This is a genomic window from Sporosarcina pasadenensis (genome assembly GCF_047228845.1).
Lineage (GTDB): Bacteria > Bacillota > Bacilli > Bacillales_A > Planococcaceae > Sporosarcina.
Genome location: NZ_JBFEGM010000015.1, coordinates 14,049 through 36,636 on the forward strand (window position 1 = coordinate 14,049; position 22,588 = coordinate 36,636).

General features: G+C 45.1%; 23 protein-coding genes. 21 read left to right on the top strand and 2 right to left on the bottom strand.

From position 1 onward, the window contains the following. Positions 1-394 precede the first annotated feature (394 nt). The 21 genes from metG to AB1K89_RS16295 all read left to right on the top strand — a co-directional run bounded on the left by metG (position 395) and on the right by AB1K89_RS16295 (position 21,010). Positions 395-2,356: a methionine--tRNA ligase gene (gene metG, locus AB1K89_RS16195; RefSeq protein WP_413055743.1), complete on the top strand. Its 1,962-nt coding sequence runs from the start codon at positions 395-397 to the stop codon at positions 2,354-2,356. A gap of 121 nt (positions 2,357-2,477) precedes the next feature. Further along, positions 2,478-3,248, top strand: coding sequence for a TatD family hydrolase (locus AB1K89_RS16200; protein WP_413055744.1), 771 nt, complete (start codon positions 2,478-2,480; stop codon positions 3,246-3,248). A gap of 130 nt (positions 3,249-3,378) precedes the next feature. Beyond that, positions 3,379-4,611: a resuscitation-promoting factor gene (locus AB1K89_RS16205; protein WP_413055745.1), complete on the top strand. Its 1,233-nt coding sequence runs from the start codon at positions 3,379-3,381 to the stop codon at positions 4,609-4,611. A gap of 322 nt (positions 4,612-4,933) precedes the next feature. Next, positions 4,934-5,494 (top strand): ribonuclease M5, encoded by a 561-nt coding sequence (gene rnmV, locus AB1K89_RS16210; RefSeq protein WP_413055746.1) that lies wholly within the window; start codon positions 4,934-4,936, stop codon positions 5,492-5,494. Next, entirely contained in the window at positions 5,487-6,371 is an 885-nt protein-coding gene (gene rsmA, locus AB1K89_RS16215; RefSeq protein ID WP_413055747.1) for a 16S rRNA (adenine(1518)-N(6)/adenine(1519)-N(6))-dimethyltransferase RsmA, read from the top strand. Before rnmV ends, rsmA begins: the two co-directional genes overlap by 8 nt. A 143-nt stretch (positions 6,372-6,514) precedes the next feature. After that, entirely contained in the window at positions 6,515-6,781 is a 267-nt protein-coding gene (veg, locus tag AB1K89_RS16220) for a biofilm formation stimulator Veg (protein ID WP_252505020.1), read from the top strand. Positions 6,782-6,905: 124 nt separating this feature from the next. Next, a complete protein-coding gene (locus AB1K89_RS16225) occupies positions 6,906-7,091 on the top strand; it encodes a small, acid-soluble spore protein, alpha/beta type (protein WP_252505021.1) in 186 nt (61 codons plus the stop codon). A gap of 171 nt (positions 7,092-7,262) precedes the next feature. Beyond that, positions 7,263-8,129: a 4-(cytidine 5'-diphospho)-2-C-methyl-D-erythritol kinase gene (gene ispE, locus AB1K89_RS16230; protein WP_413055748.1), complete on the top strand. Its 867-nt coding sequence runs from the start codon at positions 7,263-7,265 to the stop codon at positions 8,127-8,129. A 57-nt stretch (positions 8,130-8,186) separates the two neighbouring features. Next, positions 8,187-9,020 carry a pur operon repressor gene (purR, locus tag AB1K89_RS16235; RefSeq protein WP_413055749.1) on the top strand — a complete coding sequence of 278 codons (834 nt, stop codon included), beginning with the start codon at positions 8,187-8,189 and terminating at the stop codon, positions 9,018-9,020. Continuing rightward, entirely contained in the window at positions 9,017-9,394 is a 378-nt protein-coding gene (locus AB1K89_RS16240; protein WP_413055750.1) for a RidA family protein, read from the top strand. The genes purR and AB1K89_RS16240 overlap by 4 nt, the downstream gene beginning before the upstream one ends. 208 nt (positions 9,395-9,602) lie before the next feature. Further along, complete coding sequence (spoVG, locus tag AB1K89_RS16245; protein ID WP_413055751.1) at positions 9,603-9,887, top strand: septation regulator SpoVG; 285 nt, start codon at positions 9,603-9,605, stop codon at positions 9,885-9,887. A gap of 241 nt (positions 9,888-10,128) precedes the next feature. After that, a complete protein-coding gene (gene glmU / locus AB1K89_RS16250; RefSeq protein WP_413055752.1) occupies positions 10,129-11,499 on the top strand; it encodes a bifunctional UDP-N-acetylglucosamine diphosphorylase/glucosamine-1-phosphate N-acetyltransferase GlmU in 1,371 nt (456 codons plus the stop codon). Between the two features lie 14 nt (positions 11,500-11,513). Further along, positions 11,514-12,473 (top strand): ribose-phosphate diphosphokinase, encoded by a 960-nt coding sequence (locus tag AB1K89_RS16255; protein ID WP_252505027.1) that lies wholly within the window; start codon positions 11,514-11,516, stop codon positions 12,471-12,473. Between the two features lie 82 nt (positions 12,474-12,555). After that, entirely contained in the window at positions 12,556-13,185 is a 630-nt protein-coding gene (locus tag AB1K89_RS16260; protein WP_413055753.1) for a 50S ribosomal protein L25/general stress protein Ctc, read from the top strand. A 72-nt stretch (positions 13,186-13,257) separates the two neighbouring features. Then, positions 13,258-13,821, top strand: coding sequence for an aminoacyl-tRNA hydrolase (pth, locus tag AB1K89_RS16265; RefSeq protein WP_413055754.1), 564 nt, complete (start codon positions 13,258-13,260; stop codon positions 13,819-13,821). 47 nt (positions 13,822-13,868) lie between these two features. After that, on the top strand, positions 13,869-14,108 hold the full coding sequence (locus AB1K89_RS16270; protein WP_413055755.1) for an anti-sigma-F factor Fin: 240 nt from the start codon (positions 13,869-13,871) through the stop codon (positions 14,106-14,108). 79 nt (positions 14,109-14,187) lie between these two features. Beyond that, positions 14,188-17,721, top strand: a complete 3,534-nt coding sequence (gene mfd, locus AB1K89_RS16275) for a transcription-repair coupling factor (protein WP_413055756.1) — start codon at positions 14,188-14,190, stop codon at positions 17,719-17,721. 88 nt (positions 17,722-17,809) lie between these two features. Continuing rightward, positions 17,810-18,346: a stage V sporulation protein T gene (gene spoVT / locus AB1K89_RS16280; protein WP_413055757.1), complete on the top strand. Its 537-nt coding sequence runs from the start codon at positions 17,810-17,812 to the stop codon at positions 18,344-18,346. A 696-nt stretch (positions 18,347-19,042) separates the two neighbouring features. Next, entirely contained in the window at positions 19,043-19,978 is a 936-nt protein-coding gene (locus tag AB1K89_RS16285; RefSeq protein ID WP_413055758.1) for a hypothetical protein, read from the top strand. Between the two features lie 280 nt (positions 19,979-20,258). Further along, positions 20,259-20,516 carry a hypothetical protein gene (locus AB1K89_RS16290; protein WP_413055759.1) on the top strand — a complete coding sequence of 86 codons (258 nt, stop codon included), beginning with the start codon at positions 20,259-20,261 and terminating at the stop codon, positions 20,514-20,516. Between the two features lie 293 nt (positions 20,517-20,809). After that, positions 20,810-21,010, top strand: coding sequence for a HepT-like ribonuclease domain-containing protein (locus tag AB1K89_RS16295; protein WP_413055782.1), 201 nt, complete (start codon positions 20,810-20,812; stop codon positions 21,008-21,010). A gap of 49 nt (positions 21,011-21,059) precedes the next feature. Here the strand turns inward: AB1K89_RS16295 and AB1K89_RS16300 are convergent, their stop codons facing one another. After that, positions 21,060-21,752, bottom strand: a complete 693-nt coding sequence (locus AB1K89_RS16300) for a hypothetical protein (RefSeq protein ID WP_413055760.1) — start codon at positions 21,750-21,752, stop codon at positions 21,060-21,062. Continuing rightward, the gene (locus AB1K89_RS16305; RefSeq protein ID WP_413055761.1) at positions 21,745-22,569 is read right to left on the bottom strand and encodes an ABC transporter ATP-binding protein; all 825 of its coding nucleotides are present in this window, start codon (positions 22,567-22,569) and stop codon (positions 21,745-21,747) included. The genes AB1K89_RS16300 and AB1K89_RS16305 overlap by 8 nt, the downstream gene beginning before the upstream one ends. Positions 22,570-22,588: the final 19 nt, after the last annotated feature.

Here is a 22,588-nt window from a genome sequence, read left to right on the forward strand (position 1 = left end):
ATTTAACGTCAATAAATCTTGCTGATTATTATGTGTAGAATAATAGATTTCTTGAGAAAACGGGACTTTTGATGTTTGGTATTCTTTGAGTCTGTGGGGTATTAAGTAGCCAATAATGAGAGGAATTAGGGAAATAGAAGCGAAAGATGATTTGAGCATTAATAAGGAAATTCTAAAACTAGCGAATGATTGCGTTTAGGCGAATTTGAAGAGGTTTATGGGCGTTTTCGTTCGTTTATGCGTCGCGTGGCTTCGTTTATGAGCATTTTTGAGGATTTATGCGTTTCTGAAGGGATTTATACGTGTAATAACGATTTTATGCGTGTCTACATAGCGCTTTTGTTGAAATTTAAGTAATATGGTTAGTATAGATTGAAACACAGGAGGTATTTTGGTGGCTGAACAACGAAAAACTTTTTATATTACGACTCCTATTTATTACCCGAGCGGGAAATTTCATATAGGAACTGCTTACACGACCGTTGCTTCGGATGCGATGGCCCGCTATAAAAGATTGCGTGGATATGACGTGCACTTCCTAACAGGAATGGACGAGCACGGCCAGAAAATCCAAGAGAAGGCGGAGGAGGAAGGTCTTCCGCCGCAGCAATACGTAGACCAAATCGCGGATATCGCTATCGATTTATGGAAAACGATGGACATCTCTTATGATGACCTCATTAGAACGACGGAGGAACGCCACAAAGCGGCCGTCGAAAAGATTTTCAAAAAATTCCTCGATAATGGCGACATTTACAAAGGCGAGTATGAAGGCTGGAAATGTGTCCCATGTGAATCCTATTTCACAGAGGCGCAGCTTGAAGATGGCAATTGTCCGGACTGTCATCGCCCAGTGGAAAGGGTTTCAGAGGAGTCATACTTCTTCAATATGCAAAAGTACGCAGACAGGCTTCTGCAATATTATAATGACAACCCGAATTTTATTGAACCGGAATCCCGTAAAAATGAGATGATCAATAACTTCATCAAACCGGGGCTTGAAGACTTATCCGTATCCCGTATGTCATTCGACTGGGGCATTAAAGTACCTGGAGATCCGAAACATGTCATTTACGTGTGGGTCGATGCATTGACGAACTATATTACGGCACTCGGGTACGGTTCCGATGATGAATCGTTATTTAAGAAATACTGGCCGGCAGATGTGCATGTCGTCGGGAAGGATATCGTCCGCTTCCATACGATTTATTGGCCGATTTTCCTCATGGCGCTTGATCTGCCATTGCCGAAAAAAGTTTTCGCCCACGGCTTCATTATGATGAAAGACGGTAAAATGTCGAAATCGAAAGGGAATGTCGTCTACCCTGAAATGCTTGTCGAGCGTTACGGCTTGGACGCGACGCGCTATTTCCTCCTTCGGGAATTGCCGTTCGGACAAGACGGGACATTCTCCCCTGAATCATTCGTGGAGCGGACGAATTACGACTTGGCCAATGACCTAGGCAACTTGTTGAATCGGACAGTATCCATGATCAATAAATATTTCGGCGGCGTCATTCCGACTGAAGGACTTGAGCCGACGGAATTCGACAGTGTGCTGCGTGACTTCACAGCTAGCGCAATTGGAAAATATGAAGCTTCCATGGAGAAGATGCAATTTAGCGTCGTCCTTTCGGAGCTATGGACGATTATTTCCCGTACGAATAAATATATCGATGAAACGTCCCCTTGGGTTCTTGCGAAAGACGAAGCAGACAAAGGAAAATTGGCTTCCGTCATGGCTCACCTTGCCGAATCGCTCCGCCAGATTGCGGTTCTCTTACAACCGTTCATGACGAAGGCACCTATTCAAATCATCGAACAGCTCGGGTTGGATGAAACGATGCTTGCATGGGACACATTAGGTAATTTCAAGGCGCTTCCTGAAGGAACCAAAGTTGTCGAAAAAGGGGTTCCGATTTTCCCTCGTCTTGATCCGGAAGTAGAAATTGTCTATATCCGTGATCAGATGGCAATTACAGCGCCAAAGGAAAAGCAGGAGGAAGAGCATGTCAAAGCCGAAGAGGAAACAGAAGAGATCACGATCGATGACTTCATGAAAGTCGATTTGCGTGTCGCAACCGTGACGGCATGTGAAAAGATGCCGAAAGCGGACAAGCTGTTGAAGCTACAAGTCGATTTGGGGTATGAACAGCGTCAAGTCGTCTCAGGTATCGCGGAGCATTATGAACCGGAAGCTCTGATTGGCGAGAAAGTAATTGTTGTCGCTAATTTAAAACCCGTAAAATTACGTGGCGAATTGTCACAAGGGATGATATTAGCTGGAAAATCCAATGGTGTTCTGAAATTGGCGACAGTCGATCCGACATTGGAAAACGGTGCACAAGTGAAGTAAATGGCAAAGACGGCGTTTCCTTTAGAGGCGCCGTCTTTATCTTTTAACCGATTTGTTACCATACTGTAACGTAAGACATAAGCCATTGAAATAGAATGAAGTTTGTGAGGAGAGACACAAAATGTATATCGATACTCATGTTCATTTAAATGCAGAGCAATACGAAGAGGACGTTAAAGAAGTCATACAACGCGCAATTGACGCGGGGGTCGAAAGAATGGTCGTTGTCGGCTTTGATCGTGTAACGATCGAGAAAGCGATGGAGTTGGCTGAGCAATACTCGTTCATTTACGCTGTCGTCGGATGGCATCCTGTAGATGCTATCGATTGCACCGACAAAGATCTGGAATGGATAGAATCATTGGCGGCACATCCGAAAGTCGTCGGCATCGGGGAAACCGGTCTGGATTATTATTGGGACAAATCACCGAAGGACGTTCAGCAAGAATTGTTCCGAAAGCAGATCCGGCTTGCACAAAAAGTCGACCTTCCCGTCATCATCCACAATCGTGACGCAACAGGGGATGTCGTCAGGATATTGAAGGAAGAGGAAGCCCATATAACGGGCGGCATCATGCACTGTTACGGCGGCAGTGTCGAAACTGCTAGAGAGTGCATTGATATGAATTTCCTCATATCCCTCGGAGGCCCTGTCACCTTCAAAAACGCAAAAATGCCGAAGCAAGTGGCGACAGACATTCCTTTGGATCATTTATTGATTGAAACGGATGCTCCTTACCTTGCTCCCCATCCTCATCGCGGAAAACGGAATGAGCCGGCACTCGTCACGCTCGTGGCGGAGGAAATTGCCCGTTTAAAGGACATTCCAGTTGAAGAGGTGGCAAAGAGAACGACCGAAAATGCTTTGAAGATATTCCGTATTTCGAAATAATGCGAAGGGTGATTGTACGGCTTCCCGACTGGATTCATCTATCTTCAGTGAAAAGACTGGAGATTCTATAAGTTGACACGTCGAATTGGAAGCTTTATAATTTGCCGAGTGATAAAGGAGGAGTTTTTTCATGACAAAAAATACCATGAAAAATCTGTTCTCGATGTCATTGAGGAGTAAACGAATAGCAATCTTTTCTATAGCATTTGCGTTATTCGTTTCAATCATTTCACTTGTTCTTTACGAAGGATCTAAGAAATCGGTCACACTACATGTGAACGATGAGCAAATTGAAATAAAAACATCTGCACATACAGTTGGGCAACTTCTATCCAGCGAGGATTTCGAAGTTGCCGAACACGATTTAGTAACACCCTCAGTGAATACCACGATCGAGGAAGGATTATCGATCAGGTGGGAACAGGCAAAGCAAGTAGAGATTCAAACAGGCAAGGAAACTGAAAAGGTTTGGACAACGGATCGGAAAGTCGGCGATATTTTAGCCGAGGCCGACATCAAGCTTTCAGAGCATGATAAGGTCACGCCAAATCCAGATGAAAGCCTCGGAGAAGATCTGCGCATCAATGTTCAAAAAGCGTTCCAATTGACGCTTATCGATGGCGGGAATGAGAAACAAATGTGGTCCACTTCGACTACGGTCGCTGACTTTTTAAAGAAAGAAAACATTCAATTGAATGAACATGACAAGTTGAACCGGAAGGCTGACGGATTCGTGAAGCCAGGTTCCATAGTTGAAGTCATACGGGTAGAAAAGGTCACCGATGTAGTGGAAGAACCAACAAATTTTGCGGTTGTAACGAAGAGCGATGCCAAATTGCTAAAAGGACGGGAAAAGGTTGTCCAAGAAGGCAAGAAGGGATCTGTTGAACGCAAGTTTGAAATTGTCAAAGAGAATGGCAAGGAAGTATCTCGTACGTTATTGAATGAAAGAGTCATTCAGGAGCCTCAAAAGAAAATTGTTGCGGTCGGTTCCAAAGTGATAATGGCAAGCGCCGTCAAGAAAAAATCCAATGTCGCAGTATCTCGCGGCAGCTCGGCAGCACCTTCAGGCGGGAATGAATTTTACGTGACCGCTACTGCCTATACAGCGCACTGTAACGGCTGCACAGGGAAAACAGCAACGGGCATAGACCTCAGGGCCAATCCGAATCTGAAAGTCATTGCGGTGGATCCTAGTGTCATCCCGCTCGGCTCCAAAGTTTGGGTTGAAGGATACGGATACGCAATCGCAGGAGATACCGGCGGAGCGATAAAAGGGAAGAAGATTGACCTTCATGTACCGACAAAGGCGGCAGCATACAATTTTGGTCGCCGCACAGTGAAAATCAAAGTGATCGACTAATTCCATAGCAATCATTTTATTTCCACATCAATCCGTGGGGCTTAACCAGTCCCACGGTTTTTTCATCTTTTTAAGGTATTTATAATTGGTAAGGATTTAGGGGATTTGAGTGGAAGGCGGCGACTCCTGCGAACGCCGTTACGGAGAACGGCGTTTGCGAGCATAAGCGCAGCGTTGCGAGCAGGATATTGCAGGATGCCTTAATTTCTGCAAAGTGCGCAGAAATACGGCAAATCGAACCCTTCGCTGTTCGATTGCCTGTACAACAGCCGCTTCAACACGTAAAATTAAACAAACGTAACCTAATGAAATGAGGGTCACAGTGAAAATAAAAGAAATAATTGTCGTAGAGGGAAAATCCGATACAGTCGCAATCAAAAGGGCGACTGGGGCCGATACGATCGAGACGAACGGATCGGCGATTGACGAAAAGACATTGGATCGGATCCGACTCGCCCAAGAAACGAGAGGGGTCATCGTATTCACGGATCCCGACTTTCCGGGCAGAAGAATCCGCTCCATTATCGAAGAGCGGATTCCGGGAGTAAAGCATGCATTTCTGCATAAATCGAAAACGATCGCGAAAAATGGGCAAGGACTTGGCATTGAGCATGCGAAAGATGAAGATATCCAAAAAGCGTTGGAAGCCGTCTATTCCGTCGATGTCCAACCCGTTGAGGAAATTCCTTTGCGGGTTCTGATTGAGGCAAGGCTTGTCGGACATCCCGATGCGAAAAAACGGCGTGACCGACTTGGCGAAATACTTCAAATCGGACAAGTGAACGGCAAAGGATTGAAAAAGAGACTTGAAATGTTCCGGATTGGGCAACATCAATTAATGGAGGCATTGAAAGTCCTGCACGAGGAGGATGGCCATGAATAGGGATATTGCAACGCCTATTAGAACAAAGGAAATTTTGGAGAAGCATGGGTTTTCATTCAAGAAGAGCCTAGGGCAAAACTTTTTGATCGACCCGAATATTTTACGTAATATCGTTTCGCATGCCGGGTTGACGGACAAGACGGGAGTCATCGAAATTGGTCCAGGAATCGGGGCGTTGACGGAACATCTTGCACGGTCGTCGGCCAAGGTCGTCGCATTTGAAATTGATGGACGTCTGCTGCCTGTGTTGGAAGATACATTATCGCCGTATGACAATGTCACTATCATCAACCAGGACGTGCTTGAGGCGGATCTGAATAAAGTGGTCGAGGAACAGTTCAGCGGATTTGACGACATTGTCGTCGTTGCCAACCTTCCTTATTACGTGACGACGCCGATCATCATGAAATTCCTGCTTGGTAAAGTTCCGATCCGGGGAATGGTGATCATGATGCAAAAGGAAGTGGCAGATCGAATTACAGCATCTCCAAGTACGAAAGCTTACGGATCTTTATCGATTGCGGTCCAATATTACATGGATGCCGAAGTTTCAATGATTGTGCCGAGGACGGTGTTCATCCCGCAACCGAATGTCGAATCAGCGGTGTTGAAGCTGACAAAAAAAGCAGAACCGCCAGTGGAAGTGATAGATGAAGACTTCCTATTCGAAGTAGCAAGGGGTTCGTTCGTCCAAAGGAGAAAGACGTTGCTCAACAATCTCCAATCTTCCTTACCAAACGGGAAGGCGAAGAAGGAACAGATTCTCGAGGCATTCGAGCGGATCGGCATGGATTCTGGCAGGAGAGGCGAAACATTATCTATCGAGGAGTTCGGGAAATTGTCGAATGCTTTGTATTCCGATTTCAAAAAGTCATGACAAATAGGGCGTTTCTTGGCTTAAACAATCGAGAATAGTGAAAAAAGAATTGACAACGATAAGGTTTTACTGATAAAATTCTTGTTTTAATTGACAGAACTTTTTAAAAGTGTTATACTTGTATCCAGTGAGGTGTAAGCGACGTGCCAAAAACATTAGCGGACATTAAGAAGTCATTGGATGCTCACTTGGGGAAACGTTTGCACTTAAAAGCAAACGGAGGCCGTAAGAAAACAATCGAACGTGCCGGAATCCTTCGTGAGACGTATCGGGCAGTTTTTGTTGTTGAACTGGACCAGGATGAAAATGCTTTTGAAAGGGTGTCTTACAGCTACGCGGATATTTTGACTGAAGCAGTCGAAATAACAGTTCTGGATGACGGAGACGAAACTGCGCTCATCGTCAAATAGTCTTTAAAGCAATCATGCATTGTTTTTTATTAAAATGCCTATGCATTCCTTTCTGGAAGCATAGGTGTTTTTTTATCTTCATTGCCCATACTAGATTTGTCAGTCGAAAAGGAGGAAAAACCTAATGGCGAGAAGACGGAGTATAATGTCTGAGCACTTGAAAGAAGAAATTGCGAAAGAGCTTGGCTTTTACGATGTTGTTCAGCGGGAAGGTTGGGGAGGCATCAAATCGCGTGACGCCGGTAATATGGTGAAGCATGCCATTCAAATGGCTGAGCGTGGAATGGCGGAAAAACGGAACGACAGCTAAGATCCACCCATCTCACGAACGACTGACAAAGGAAGAGCTGCATGGATGTCGTTACAGACGTCGTGCAGCTCTTTTCTTTATTTCGTCCATCGGTGTAAAGTTTGAGGATGAAATCCAATCACCCTATGGTAAAATAGGGAACAATGACAAGCTTGGAATGGAGGGGGCTGGATGTTATATGAGAAAGCGCCTGCAAAAATCAACCTGACACTTGATGTCCTACATAAACGCCCTGACGGTTTTCATGAAGTGGAAATGATCATGACGACAGTCGATTTGGCTGACCGTGTCTGGCTTCGCCCATCGAATGACGGGCAAATTCACATAAAAGTGTCTGAACGGTTCGTGCCGAATGACCGAAAAAATTTGGCTTATCAAGCAGCGGACCTACTTAAGCGGAAATACGGCATCCGCGATGGGGTCGAAATTATGCTCGACAAAAAAATCCCTGTTGCTGCAGGACTTGCGGGCGGCAGTTCCGATGCCGCGGCTACATTGCGCGGGTTAAATCGGCTTTGGAATCTGAAGCTAAGCGCGGACGAATTGGCCGATATCGGCTCAAAGATCGGATCGGATGTTTCATTCTGCGTGCATGGAGGAACAGCTCTTGCAAAAGGACGTGGTGAGAAGATCCAGCATTTGCCGGCACCGCCTAACTGTTGGGTCATTCTCGCAAAACCATCAATCTCCGTCTCTACGGCAGATATCTACCGGAACCTCGATGTCAACTCCATCGAGCATCCTGACACAGCAGGAATGCTTGAAGCGTTGCATTCAGGGGATTACGACAAAATGTGCGCATCCTTGGGCAATGTCCTGGAACCGGTGACGATGAAAATGCATCCACAAGTCGTCGGCTTAAAGGAAAAAATGAACCAGTTCGGGGCCGATGCAGTATTGATGAGCGGAAGCGGACCGACCGTTTTCGGTTTCGTCAGGCAGGAAGCGAGAGTCTCAAGGATCTACAATGGATTAAAGGGCTTTTGCAAGGAAGTTCATGCTGTCAGAATGACGGGAGAACGTTTTCTGCTTGATTAAAGGCGTACAATTATGATAATGTACGATTAAAATATTCGGATTTAGGGGTTGTTAACGATGAAGTGGAAAAGGAGCGGAAGACTCGTCGATATGACGAGTCACCTATTGGAAAATCCTCATACACTCATACCGCTCACTTTCTTTTCCGAGCGCTATCATGCGGCGAAGTCATCCATTAGCGAAGACTTGGCAATCATCAAGGAGACGTTCGAAGAGAATGGGACAGGCAAGCTGATGACTGTATCGGGTGCTGCTGGCGGTGTGAAATATATTCCGCAAGTCTCCGAGACTGAAGTCCGTGAAGTGATGGCCCATATTAAAGAAAGTCTTGGGCGGTCGGACCGTCTGCTGCCGGGCGGTTATCTATATATGACAGATTTCTTAGGCGATCCAAAAGTTATGGACCGTATCGGAAAAGTGTTTGCGTCTGCCTTCAGCGACACGGAGATTGACGTAATCATGACAGTCGCTACAAAAGGCATTTCAATCGCCCATGCGATTGCACGCCACTTGAATGTCCCTGTCGTCATCGTCCGAAGGGATAGCAAGGTGACGGAAGGATCGACCGTCAGCATCAATTACGTGTCCGGTTCCACTCGTCGTATCCAGACGATGGTATTGTCGAAAAGAAGCATGAAGAGCGGTAAACGAGTATTGATCACCGATGACTTCATGAAAGCGGGCGGGACGATGGCAGGCATGAAGAATCTACTAGAGGAATTCGACTGCGAGCTTGCAGGAATCGCTGTCCTAGTAGAGGCGGAACATACCGAGGAAGTGCTCGTAGAAGATTATCTATCTCTGGTCAAACTCCGCGCAGTGAATGAGAAGGACCGCACAATCGAACTGGAAGAAGGAAACTATTTCATGAAGGGTGGAAAAACGAAATGAACTATGTAGCAACAGATAACGCGCCGAAAGCAATCGGACCATACGCACAAGCAGTGAAAGTAAATGGATTAGTATACACATCCGGACAACTTCCGATGACACCGGATGGACTGCTCGTCGAAGGAACAATTGAAGAGCAGACAAACCAAGTTTTCGCCAACTTGAAAGCCGTATTGGAAGAGGCAGGTTCTTCCCTTGACCAAGTGATCAAGGCGACAGTGTTCATCAAGGACATGAACCAATTTGCAGCTTTAAACGACGTATATGCACAACATTTCGGATCACATACTCCTGCCCGTTCGACAGTGGAAGTGGCAAGACTACCGAAAGACGCATCAGTTGAAATCGAAGTTATCGCCCTTGCCGGCGAATAATTAATATGTGGCGGCATGCTCAGAAAGTGAGCATGCCGTCATTTTTATTGCTTAAAAGGCCGAGAAAAAAGTTTTTTAGAAAAAGTTTGAAAAAATAAAAGGGAAATGCTGACTTTTTGTAGAATCTAATCTTTGAGCATTGTAAAACAAAAGCGGAGGACGACTCAGCGCCTGACGCTAGACGAAACAACAAAGGGAGTGGGGAATGATGGAAGTAACAGATGTAAGACTGAGGAAAGTTGAGACGGACGGCCGGATGAGGGCGATCGCATCGATTACCTTGGACGGCGAATTTGTTGTGCATGATATCCGTGTCATTGAGGGGAATGACGGATTGTTTGTCGCAATGCCAAGCAAACGTACGCCAGAAGGGGAATTCCGCGACGTGGCGCATCCCATCAATACTACGGCAAGGATGAAAGTCCAAGATGCCGTCCTAACCGCGTATCATATGGTCGAGGAAAAAGGGGTATTGGAAGAGGCCGGGGCATAAGTAAATGGATTTTGAATAGCAACCAAGAGGCTGTGCAGAAGTCATCTGACTATCTGTAACAGCTTTTTTGAATTAATACAGGATTGTAGCGAAAATCCGATTTCACCCAAATAATAATGGCCCTAGAAAAAAGAAACGAACAATATTAAAAGAATTATCTGCCGTTGTCAAGAGGGTATAGTTGAAATTTATATTATTTTCCGCTATAGTCAATAATGAAATTATGGATGGAGGCCAGCAAATGACGAATACATATGCCATCGTCCTAGCTGCAGGGCAAGGGACGCGGATGAAGTCCGATTTATATAAAGTATTGCATCCTGTCTGTGGAAAACCGATGGTCGAACACGTTGTCGACCATATCCTCGGAATCGGCGCGGATAAAATCGTAACGATTGTCGGCCACGGAGCAGAAATGGTAGAAGAAACACTCGGTGCCAAAAGCGAATATGCCCTTCAGGCAGAACAGCTCGGCACAGCACATGCAGTTCAGCAGGCAGAGGACCGGCTAGGCGAACTCGAAGGGATTACGCTCGTCGTCTGTGGAGACACACCGCTCATCAAATCGGAAACGATGCAAGCACTGATTGCACACCACTCCGACACGAAGGCGAAAGCGACAATCCTGACCGCGCACGCCGACGATCCTACAGGCTACGGCCGCATTATCCGGGATGAGCAAGGAAACGTCCTTCGCAACGTGGAACATAAGGATGCATCGCCGGAAGAGCGGAAAGTAACCGAGATTAATACAGGAACCTACTGTTTTGACAACCGCGCACTGTTTGAAGCTTTGAAAAAAGTGAAGAACGATAACGCACAAGGCGAATACTATTTGCCTGATGTCATTGGCATTCTGAAGGCTGAACAGGCGTTGATTTCCGCCTATGTAACCGACGATTTTAGCGAAACAATCGGTATCAATGACCGGGTCATCCTGTCGGAAGCGGAAAAAGTGATGCGCCAAAGGATTGCAGAATCCCATATGCGCAACGGTGTAACAATCATTGACCCAGGCAACACGTATATTAGCGTGGATGCCAAAATCGGTCGGGATGCAGTTCTTCAACCAGGCACGATGATCGAAGGACAGACGGTCATCGGGGAAAAATGTATAATTGGACCGAATAGTCATATCGCCAATAGTGAAATTGGCAGTCATACAACCATCCATTCGTCAGTTGTACGGGACAGCGTTATCGGGTCCGGTACGACAGTAGGCCCGTTCGCACATATCCGTCCGGAATCCAAACTCAGCGACAATGTAAAAATCGGCAATTTCGTCGAAGTTAAAAAGTCAAGTTTAGGAGAAGGAAGCAAAGTTTCTCACCTCAGCTATATCGGTGATGCGGAAGTCGGTACAAATGTGAACATCGGTTGCGGAACGATCACGGTGAATTACGACGGAAAGAACAAGCATCAGACAACGATCGAAGATGACTCGTTTGTCGGCTGCAATTCCAATCTAGTTGCACCTGTAAAAATTGGAAAAGGTGCTTATGTAGCGGCCGGATCGACCATTACAAAAGATGTCCCAGAAAGTTCACTTGCAATTGGGCGCGCGCGCCAGGAGAATAAAGAAGGATACGCAACAAAATTAAATCTTAACTAACCAGGGGGACCATGATGGCTAATCATTATCCTAATGATAAACTGAAGATATTCTCTTTAAATTCCAATGAAACACTTGCACAAGAAGTAGCAGACGAAATCGGACGCCCACTCGGCAAGTGCTCCGTCAAACGTTTCAGCGACGGAGAAATTCAAATCAATATCGAAGAAAGTATCCGAGGTTGCGATGTCTTTGTCATCCAATCAACCTCCTATCCAGTCAATGATAACCTGATGGAGCTCCTTATCATGATTGACGCATTGATGCGCGCATCAGCCCGTACAATCAATGTTGTCATGCCTTATTATGGATATGCACGCCAAGACCGCAAAGCACGTTCTCGTGAACCGATCACGGCGAAGCTTGTAGCGAACTTGCTTGAAAAAGCTGGTGCGGACCGCGTCATCGCCATTGATTTGCATGCACCGCAAATCCAAGGCTTCTTTGACATTCCAATCGATCATCTCGTAGCAGAGCCGATTTTAACGGAATACTTCAAAGGAAAAGGCTTGGAGGGCAATGAACTCGTCATCGTATCTCCGGATCATGGCGGTGTTACACGTGCACGAAAAATGGCGGATCGCATGAAGGCGCCAATTGCAATTATCGACAAACGCCGTCCACGTCCAAACGTTGCCGAAGTGATGAGCATCGTAGGGAACGTTGAAGGGAAAACAGCTATCCTCATCGATGATATTATCGATACTGCCGGAACGATTACAATCGCAGCGAACGCGATCATCGAGAATGGCGCAAAGGAAGTGTACGCTTGCTGTACGCATCCGGTATTATCCGGCCCTGCAATCGAGCGGATCGACAATTCGCAAATAAAAGAATTGGTCATCACGAATTCAATCGAACTGCCGGAAAGCAAAAAGTCACCGAAAATCAAGCAATTATCAATTGCCAAGCTTTTAGGTGAAGCAGTTATCCGTGTATTTGAAGAAAAATCTGTCAGCACGTTGTTTGAATAAGCAATCTAGTTAGTTTCATGTCGTCTGATTTTGGGTATTTCAAGAGATAGAATAACTTTTTTCAGGAAAGGTGACTACGCAAATGAGTACAGCAATTCAGTCGAAAACAAGAGAAACAAAAACGAGATCAGCATTAACAGCACTAAGAAATGATGGGTTCATCCCATCCGTCGTTTATGGATATAATACAGAAAATACACCGATTGCCGTAAGAGAGGGAGATCTACTAAAGACATTGCGTGAAGTAGGACGTAATGGCGTTATTCAGCTTGAACTCGACGGCAAGAAATTGAATGTCGTATTGAATGAATTTCAGGAAGATGCTTTGAAAGGCGAGATTCGTCATGCTGACTTCCTTTCGATCGATATGGCTGAAGAGCTTGAAGTCGACGTTACAGTGCAACTTGTCGGCGAATCGATCGGCGAGAAGGAAGGCGGCGTCGTACAACAGCCAAACCGCGAAGTGACAATCAAAGTCAAACCTTCGGATATCCCGGAGTCGTTTGAAGTCGATATTTCCGAAATGCAAATCGGCGACACGTTGTCAGTCGCAGACGTACGCGGGAAATCCAAGTTTGAAATTATTACGGATGATGATTACGCACTTGTGACCATCTCAGCTCCACGTTCCGAAGAGGAATTGGAGGAACTTGAAGCCGATACGGGTGCTGCAGATGCAGAACCGGAAGTCATCGGTGAAAAAGAGGAATAATAAGCAACTGTTGGAGCGCACGTGTAAAGCGTGCGCCCTTTTTATAATGAAATCAAAAGGAAGATACGCCTTATGAAAATGATAATCGGCCTCGGAAATCCGGGGAAGCAATACGAGAAGACTCGGCATAACGTCGGATTCCAGGCAATCGATGAATTGGCAGGTCGGCTGGACGCGCCCGCCATGCAAATGAAATTCAACGGCGCTTATACGATCATCCACCGTCCGGAAGGAAAAGTGATGCTCGTCAAACCTTTGACATATATGAATCTGTCCGGCGAATGTGTCGGTCCGCTCATGGACTATTACGATATACAAATCGAAGATATTGTCGTCCTATACGATGATCTTGACCTCGTTCCCGGCAAATTGCGATTGCGCCAAAAAGGAAGCGCTGGGGGCCATAACGGCATGAAGTCGTTGATTGCCCATCTTGGCTCTGATTCCTTCAACAGGATCCGTATCGGAATCGGTCGACCGACAGGCGGCATGAAAGTATCCGATTATGTACTGGCTCCATTCAGCAAGGAAGAACAGCCGCTTATTGACGAGATGGTAGAAAAAAGCGCTGCTGCTTGCATGGATTGGCTCAAAAGCCCTTTTTTAGAAGTAATGAATAACTATAATGGCGCATAAGGAATAATCATCGGTTCATCCGCCTATACTTTGTTAAAAAGGGGCCGATGAAACTGAAGAATTTACGTTATTCTTGCAGACATTGCAATACTGAGGTCGGCAGCATCCCGTTTGCATCTGCCGAAGAAGTTATCCGGGAACTGCAAAGGGCAGAAGAAGGGAATGGCGAGCACTTCCTAGAATATGATGATAATGGTTCCATGACGGTTCGTTGCATTTGTGAGCAATGTGAACAGTCGCTGCGAATGAATCCGGACTACTATGCATTACGGAAATGGATACAATAGAATTTTCTGCTTTGGCGTATCATGCGCGCAAAGCTTTTTTCACTTAATTTTATCTACTGCAAAGCGAGGAAAATGATCATTGGATGCGCTCATAGATTTATTTCTACAAGACAAAGAGATTAATAAAGTAGTTGAGGGGTTGAAAACAGGACAGGACCGTCAATTGCTGGCGGGCCTCTCGGGTGGCGCAAAGGCCGTCTTTTTTAAGACTGTCCAGCAGTCAGCAGAAAAGCCGATCCTGATTATCACTCCCAACATGCTGCAAGCACAACGTACATACGAAGATCTTGTGAAGATGCTCGGCGATTCACTCGTTCATTTGTACCCGGCAGAGGAATTGATCGCTGCCGATTTTTCTGTGTCCAGTTATGAACTGCGCGCGAACAGGATTGATACTCTCGACCATATGGCGCGCGTCGGCAAGGGAATCTATATTACGCCTGTAGCGGGAATGAAGAAACTCCTTCCTCCGAAAGAGAAATGGCTCGATAATTCCTTGTCTGTCCATCTGGATGACAGCATTGACGTGGACGACTGGACGCGGAAACTTGTGGAAATGGGCTATGGAAGACAGGACATGGTAACCGCGCCAGGCGATTTCGCTCTTCGAGGCGGTATTTTGGACGTGTATCCATTGAATATGGAAAACCCGATCCGGATTGAGCTGTTCGACACCGATGTCGACTCCATTCGGGCTTTTTCTGCGGAAGATCAGCGCTCGACAGACAAACTGACAGAAGTGACGATTCTTCCCGCGACAGAATATGTGTGGGACGCAACAGAATTGTCACAAATCGCCTCGAACTTGGAAGACGCCCTTCGCGCAAGTTTGAAGCGGATGAAAAATGAAGAGGCGAAAGAATCGCTTACGATGAACATCACCCGGGATATCGGCCTTTTACGGGATGGAATCACTCCGGAAGGGATGATGAAGCATGTATCGTTTTCGGACCGTGTTCCATCCTATCTAGGTGATTATTTTCCGGAAGATGGCATTGTACTATTCGATGAAATCGGACGGATCCTAGAAGTGTCTTCCTCTCTTGAAAGTGAAGAGAAGGAATGGTTTCTGACGCTTCTTGAGGAAGGTAAGATCGTCCATGACGCGAAAATTTCATTTTCATTCGAAGAAATGCACAAAATGCTCGATCAGCAAAAGTCATATTTATCATTGTTCGTCCGGGCTGTGCCGGGAATTACTTTAAAGAAAACCGTCTCGTTCTCTTGCAAACCGATGCAGGAATTCCATGGGCAAATGAATTTGTTGAAAAACGAAATGGAACGTTGGCAGCAAGGGAAATACAATATCTTCATCGTTGCCGATGGAGAAGAACGGATGAAGAAAGTCCAATCGATTTTAAGAGACTATGAGATGGACGCGGCTTTAAACGGCAAGACGACTGGTGCAGGAACGATCTCCATTATAGAAGGAGACTTGTCAGCAGGATTCGAATTACCGTTCCACCGTATTGCGGTTATAACAGACGCGGAGTTGTTCAAAGGGAAACCGAAGCGGAAAGCCCGTCCGCAAAAAATGACGAACGCAGAGCGCATCAAAAGCTATTCGGAAATCAAGCCTGGGGACCATATTGTACACGTCCACCATGGAATCGGTAAATATTATGGCGTCGTGACGCTCGAAGTGAACGGCATCAATAAAGATTACCTCGATATCCGCTATCGTGGGGAGGACAAACTTTTCGTCCCGGCGGATCAAATCGATTTGATTCAGAAATATGTTGCTTCCGGAGAAAAGGAGCCGAAACTCCATAAACTCGGCGGAGCTGAATGGAAAAAGACGAAGAGCAAAGTGTCATCCGCTGTCAAAGACATTGCGGATGATCTGATCAAACTTTATGCAAAGCGCGAAGCCGAAAAAGGGTATGCGTTCTCGGAAGATGATGATCTAATGCGTTCATTTGAAAATGCATTCCCATACGACGAGACTGAAGACCAGCTGCGTTCCATCGCAGAAGTGAAACGAGATATGGAGAAAGAGCGTCCGATGGATCGGCTGCTTTGCGGCGACGTCGGGTACGGAAAAACGGAAGTGGCGATCCGGGCTGCGTTCAAGGCGGTCGCTGATGGCAAGCAAGTCGCTTTCCTTGTCCCAACGACAATCCTTGCCCAGCAGCATTACGAGACGATGAAGGAGCGGTTCTCCGGCTTTCCGGTGGAAGTATCACTATTGAACCGGTTCCGTACACGAAAAGAGCAGACGGAAACATTGAAAGGGTTGAAGGCCGGTACGATCGATGTCGTCGTCGGCACCCATCGCCTCCTATCCAAGGACGTCGTGTATAAAGATCTAGGCCTGCTCATCGTCGACGAAGAGCAGCGTTTCGGCGTATCGCACAAGGAAAAGCTGAAACAGCTGAAAACGAATGTAGACGTCCTTACATTGACGGCGACGCCGATACCGCGGACGTTGCATATGTCGATGCTTGGTGTTCGAGACCTATCCGTCATCGAAACGCCTCCAGCGAACCGTTTCCCGGTCCAGACATATGTCATGGAGCACAACTTCGCACTAGTCCGGGAAGCGATAGAGCGGGAACTGGGACGCGGTGGTCAAGTGTTCTATTTATACAACCGCGTCGAAGACATGACGCGCAAAGTCGATGAAATCAAACAGCTCGTCCCGGAGGCACGGGTCGCTTTTGCACACGGGCAAATGAGCGAGTCAACGCTTGAATCGGTAATTTTGAGCTTCCTAGAAGGCGAATACGATGTCCTTGTCACGACGACAATCATCGAGACGGGAATCGATATCCCGAACGTTAACACGCTCATCGTCCATGACGCAGATCGCATGGGCTTATCCCAGCTGTATCAGCTGCGCGGCCGTGTCGGACGGTCGAACCGTGTCGCGTACGGCTATTTCCTCTATCAGCGGGACAAAGTGCTGACGGAGGTGGCGGAAAACCGGCTCCAGGCAATCAAGGAATTCACGGAGCTCGGATCCGGATTCAAAATTGCGATGCGGGACTTGTCGATTCGCGGCGCGGGGAACTTGCTTGGCTCTCAGCAGCACGGCTTCATCGACTCTGTCGGCTTCGATCTCTATTCGCAAATGCTACAGGAAGCGATTGAAGAGAAGCAGACGGGCATAGTGAAATCGGAAATTCTGGATGTCGAGATTTCATTGCCGGTCAATGCGTATTTGCCGGATTCGTATATTAAAGACGGATTCCAGAAGATCCAAATGTATAAACGGGTAAAAGCGATTGAAAATGAAGAAGATTATTCCGAGCTTGTCGACGAGATGACAGACCGCTTCGGCGACTTGCCGTTAGAGGCAGACTTGTTGCTGCGCGTCGGAAGAATCAAAGCATGGGGACGCATAGCAGGCGTCGAATCAATCAAAAAACAACGTTCTATCATCGAAATACGTCTAACTGAAGAAGGAACGGCGAAGACGGATGGGGCTAAGATTGTTGCAGACTCAATGGCATATGGCCGTGCGGTCGGGTTTACGATGGAGGACGGCAGGCTGATCATCACGGTGGATGAGCGCCATACAGGTAAAATGACGGAATTTGACGTCCTTGAAGAGATGATGAAAATTTTACAATCGGCAATTAAAGAGCCCTCATCGGCAGATTCCGTCTAAAGGAACTGTTGCATAAAATGTCCAAGCATGATGCATACTATGTCCGAACGGAAAACGGTTTTAATTTTTGGAAAGTGAGGCATCATGCATGAAAGCAACAGGAATCGTGCGCAGAATTGATGATCTGGGGAGGGTGGTCATCCCGAAAGAGATCAGACGGACGCTCCGCATACGCGAAGGGGACCCGCTTGAAATCTTTACCGACAGGGATGGCGAGGTTATTTTAAAGAAGTATTCCCCTATTTCCGAGCTCGGTCAATTTGCGAAAGAGTACGCAGAAACACTATATGAAACCCTCGGAACACCCGCCCTGATCAGTGACAGGGATGAAATGATCGCCGTATCCGGATTATCGAAAAAAGATTATTTGAACCGCCAATTGGCTCCGGACGTGGAGGAGATTTTAAAGGGCCGCACCATCGTCACGGAAAAGCTTGAAAAGGCAGTGGAATGGGTGCCTGGACAAGTCGAGCAAGTAAAATCCTACTGCATCGCCCCGATCGTAGCGGGCGGAGACACAATCGGCGCAGTTTATTTGCTATCGAAAGTCCATTTCATCGGAGAAGCCGAACAAAAAGCAGCAGAAACTGCAGCACATTTTTTGGCGAAACAAATGGAACAATGAAAAACAGCCTGCATGTACCGGAAAGATTGGTGCGTGCTGGCTGTTTTTTCGCGTGAATTCAATTTTTTTATAAAACGGCGGCCTTCCTGTCATTTGCCAAGCCATTGATCATCCCGATGAAAACTAGATAGATGAGCATGAGAGATATAATAACGAAGCCGTCGCCCGTTAGTAGGAATATGTGCGTTAATATTCATTCTTATGATGGAACAAGATTTATTCAATTAAGAAAAGCATTTAAAGGCATTTAGGTTGCACTTTAGTTGGTAAATTGCACTTCTTCGAAATGCTATTGTGCATGGCCTTTCTAAATAATGAAAGCACTTATACAAGCTGTGGGATGGGTTTTAAATTTGGTTGTGCAAATTAACGATTAAAATAAGCGATAATTGCCTCTTGAAATGACAAATTAGGTAGAGGATTACCTATAAAATGTTTCTAAATGTCATAAAACGCTCACGAAATATAATGGTTGAAAGAACAATGAAAATATGTAGTTTTTTTAAAAAAGTAGTTCTTTTTATTTATAAATTACTGAAAAAGAAAGAATAGTGATAAAGGGTATATCTATTTATTGAGTATTATTCATAATTTTACTAGTAGCTATTACCCGTTTTTGAAAAATCTATTAAATAGCAAGAAGAACTATGTTAGCGTTACATGGACACCAAGAATAAATACAGTGGAGGGGAAAAAATGAAGAAGATAATAAGTTATACAATTTCTCTTTTTACCATTTTTATCTTTTTTATGCTTCAAAATCCTGTTAGTGCAGCCGAAAACAAAATAACTAACTCTAATGGGATAAAGATTACAGAAGAACAATATGAGAATCTTAAAGATTTAGGTTTTACTGACTTGGCAATCGATCAGATGGATAAAGAGATTTTTGACGAAAACAAAGATCTTGTATTAGAATCAAAAACTGAAACTACAAAGTATTATGAGATCAGTGAAGGTGTTCCAGGACCTCAACTTTTCAGCTTGAAAACAAGTGAAGAGAATTCCAATTACATTTCAACTGAATTGAGTGAAGAAGAATATTTTAAAAGAGTAGAAGCTGCAAAGAGTAGTATCAAACCTTTTAGTACAGGATCAGCTCAAACAAGCTATAGAAGACTTACTACATCGATTCAAAGAATTAGCGGAGACATAAGAGTTCACAACAAGTTTGTGTGGGATATAATACCTGTTACAAGAAGTTACGATACACTAAGTATTTCCATAGACTCAACATTTTCTCCTTTAGCAGGAACCCAACATGGCCAACAACTTTGGACAACTACACATCCAATGCAAGGTGGACTATATGGGGGGAATGCAACATATACTTCAGCAAGTAATGCATGGAATAAACAAGGTGCTGGCTACGGTGTAAAAATGAATTTGAAAGATAATACATCCACTTCAAGAGTTGTTGACTTAGAGGGTTACATGTATTATAAAATTGCAAAAAATTCATCTGTAGTTCCAGTTTATATTAATGCATATGGAAACTATTCTCATGCAAAAACAACTGTTAGCTCTAGTTATTCATATAGTCTTTCTTATGGTGGACCTGCAATTAGTTGGGCAGGTGTAACTAGTACGAGTTTTGATACTATTACTACACATGCTCAAACAAAATATTGATTGATAGAAACTGAAACACAGAGAGACATAAAAGACGACCTAGATTTCGGTGCTAGGTCGTTTTTTTATATCTATTCAAGCTCATACGATATAATGATTGTATAATGCTAACGGTCTTTCCAATGTTCATATAGTTGCACAAAACAATCACTGTAATGTGTGTATAGAAAAAATCTTTGGAGTTTGGAAGGATGTTAGGATAACTATTTGCCAATGTAATATAAGAAAAAAGTAGGGTAATTGAATTTTATAAAAGTGGATTAAAGGTGGAGAGAAAATTATGATGAAAACTTTTTCGGGAGTTATTTTTATCTTGATATCTGCAATACTTTATAGTGCAAATGTGATATCAGTCTCAATAGCTAAAGTGAATTATGGTGAGCAATCAGCAGTGGGTTATTCATTAATTATCTTTAGCATTATTGCTGTTGTTTTAGGAGTTATTTTATTGCTTATGAGAGAAAAAGAGGTAAAGTATAATGTGAAAAAGGCTGAAGAACCAAGGAAATCATTTCTCGATAACGATTTAGACAATTAAAACTAACAAATATGTCTGCAACTAAAATACAGGTTACAGTTGAATTGATAGAATTTAGGTCCTTGTTAAAGCCCCCGATAATAACGGTTTAAAATTCCCCAATCTTCACGGATAATCTATTTCAGACAGAGATAGATTGAAAGTGTGGGAATGAGCTTGCCTTAATAGGCGTGCGAGAAGTGGAACTTGGTGGATGTTTTATTGACTTGGCTATACATGCAGTAAGTTAGCGTAAACTTGGAGTTCTAAAAACGAGTCTTGAAGCATTTAAGCTTTTACACGAAGCGGGTTAGATTGAAGCAAATCTTGCGGGAACATTATTGAATATGCTTGGCCTCAGCAACATTGCTGTAAATGGCTATCAAGTATTAGATATCGATATTTTAGAATCTATTTTAAATAAACATATAGACGATTTCAAACAGTTCACAAAGGTGTTTTTACAGTTGGAAGATGAGCACTCCTGCATAGGTATTCATGATGAGAAACAATAAAAAAAACAGTCTGCACGTACCGGTAAGCATCGGTGCGGGTAGGCTGTTTTCATGTTCTATTTAACGGGCAATACGGACATTTCTCCGTATCAGGCAGTTCCTTTAATAGACAGCAAGTCGTTCGTTTGTAATTTGACATGGCTGCAAGTGCCTCTTCATTCTGCAAATACTGTTTAAAGGGCGAGCGTCTCATTTGCGGCTTCCACGTTTCATCTTCCAATAAGAAATCAAGGTCGCTTTGTGCAGCAGGACAGTCTTCGTTGAGAAGCATGGAATACATCCATAGCACATAGCCCCATACATTCTCCCAAAGAATCAGCTTGGAAACATGCGCGCGCTTGCCCATATATTCGACGACTGGATGTCCGTACTGCTCGAGAATGAAACGAATCGCTTCGTGTCTGTTTTGAGCGTCTTCAAATGAATCAGGAAGAATGGCAAACTGAATTGTACCCTTTTCGATGAATAAAGAGACATCCTCTAACTTGCCGATGAAAAGCAAGTCAAATTTGCTGAGCATATGGAACAGCCCCGCCATGAAGAAACCGTGCCTCCTCATATAGATGGAAGCCGCCACGGCATCCGTTTTCGCACCGGTCAACGTTTGAATTTCCGAAAACAATTCGGTGCTCGCCGTTTCCGACAATATCGCTTGGGCATTCGAGAGTGCATCAGACTGCCTGTTCAGAAAGATACCAAATCGTTCTAACGATGCAATGTGCTCGTCGTTAAGCTTAGGCACCTGTATTGCTCCTTACTTGCTGGACGACGCAGCGTCCACGGCCGTATGGAACACAGTGTGGCGTCCCGAATAGGGGATCCGTCGACACTTGGCATTCCATGCCGAACACTGCACGGACAAGGTCGCAAGTGATAATATTCTCCGGCCTGCCTTGCGCATAAACGCCGCCGTCTTTAATGGCGACAATATTATGGGCATAACGGGAAGCTAGATTCAGGTCATGGAGCACCATGACGATCGTGCGGCCCTTTTGTTCATTCAACTCAAACAAGAGGTCCAAAATTTCGATTTGGTGCGTCATGTCAAGATATGTCGTAGGCTCATCCAACAGAATGACGTCCGTGTCTTGGGCAAGTGTCATCGCAATCCACGCACGCTGGCGCTGGCCGCCCGATAACGTATCGATTGCCTTGTCGCGTAAGTCACTTATTTTAGTTGCTTCCATCGCGGCCTCGACTTTCTTCGTATCTTCCGCCGTCCAGCGGGAAAGCCAAGATTGGTGAGGATAGCGTCCTTGTTTAACGAGGTCGTGAACCGTCAATCCTTCAGGTGAGACGGGACCTTGGGGAAGGATGCCCATCTTCTTTGCGACGCTGCGGGAAGACATGGAATGAATATCTTTCCCTTCCAGCAAGATGGAGCCGTCCGAAGGCTTCAACAGACGGGCGATCGAACGTAGCAATGTGGACTTTCCACAACCATTGCTGCCGACAAAGACGGTGATTTCACCGCGGGGAATCGTTAAATTCAAATTCTCGAAAAGAAGACGATCTTCATAACCGATGGAAAGATCTTTCGTATTTATAGTAGGGTGCATACTAGAATGCCTCCGTTTC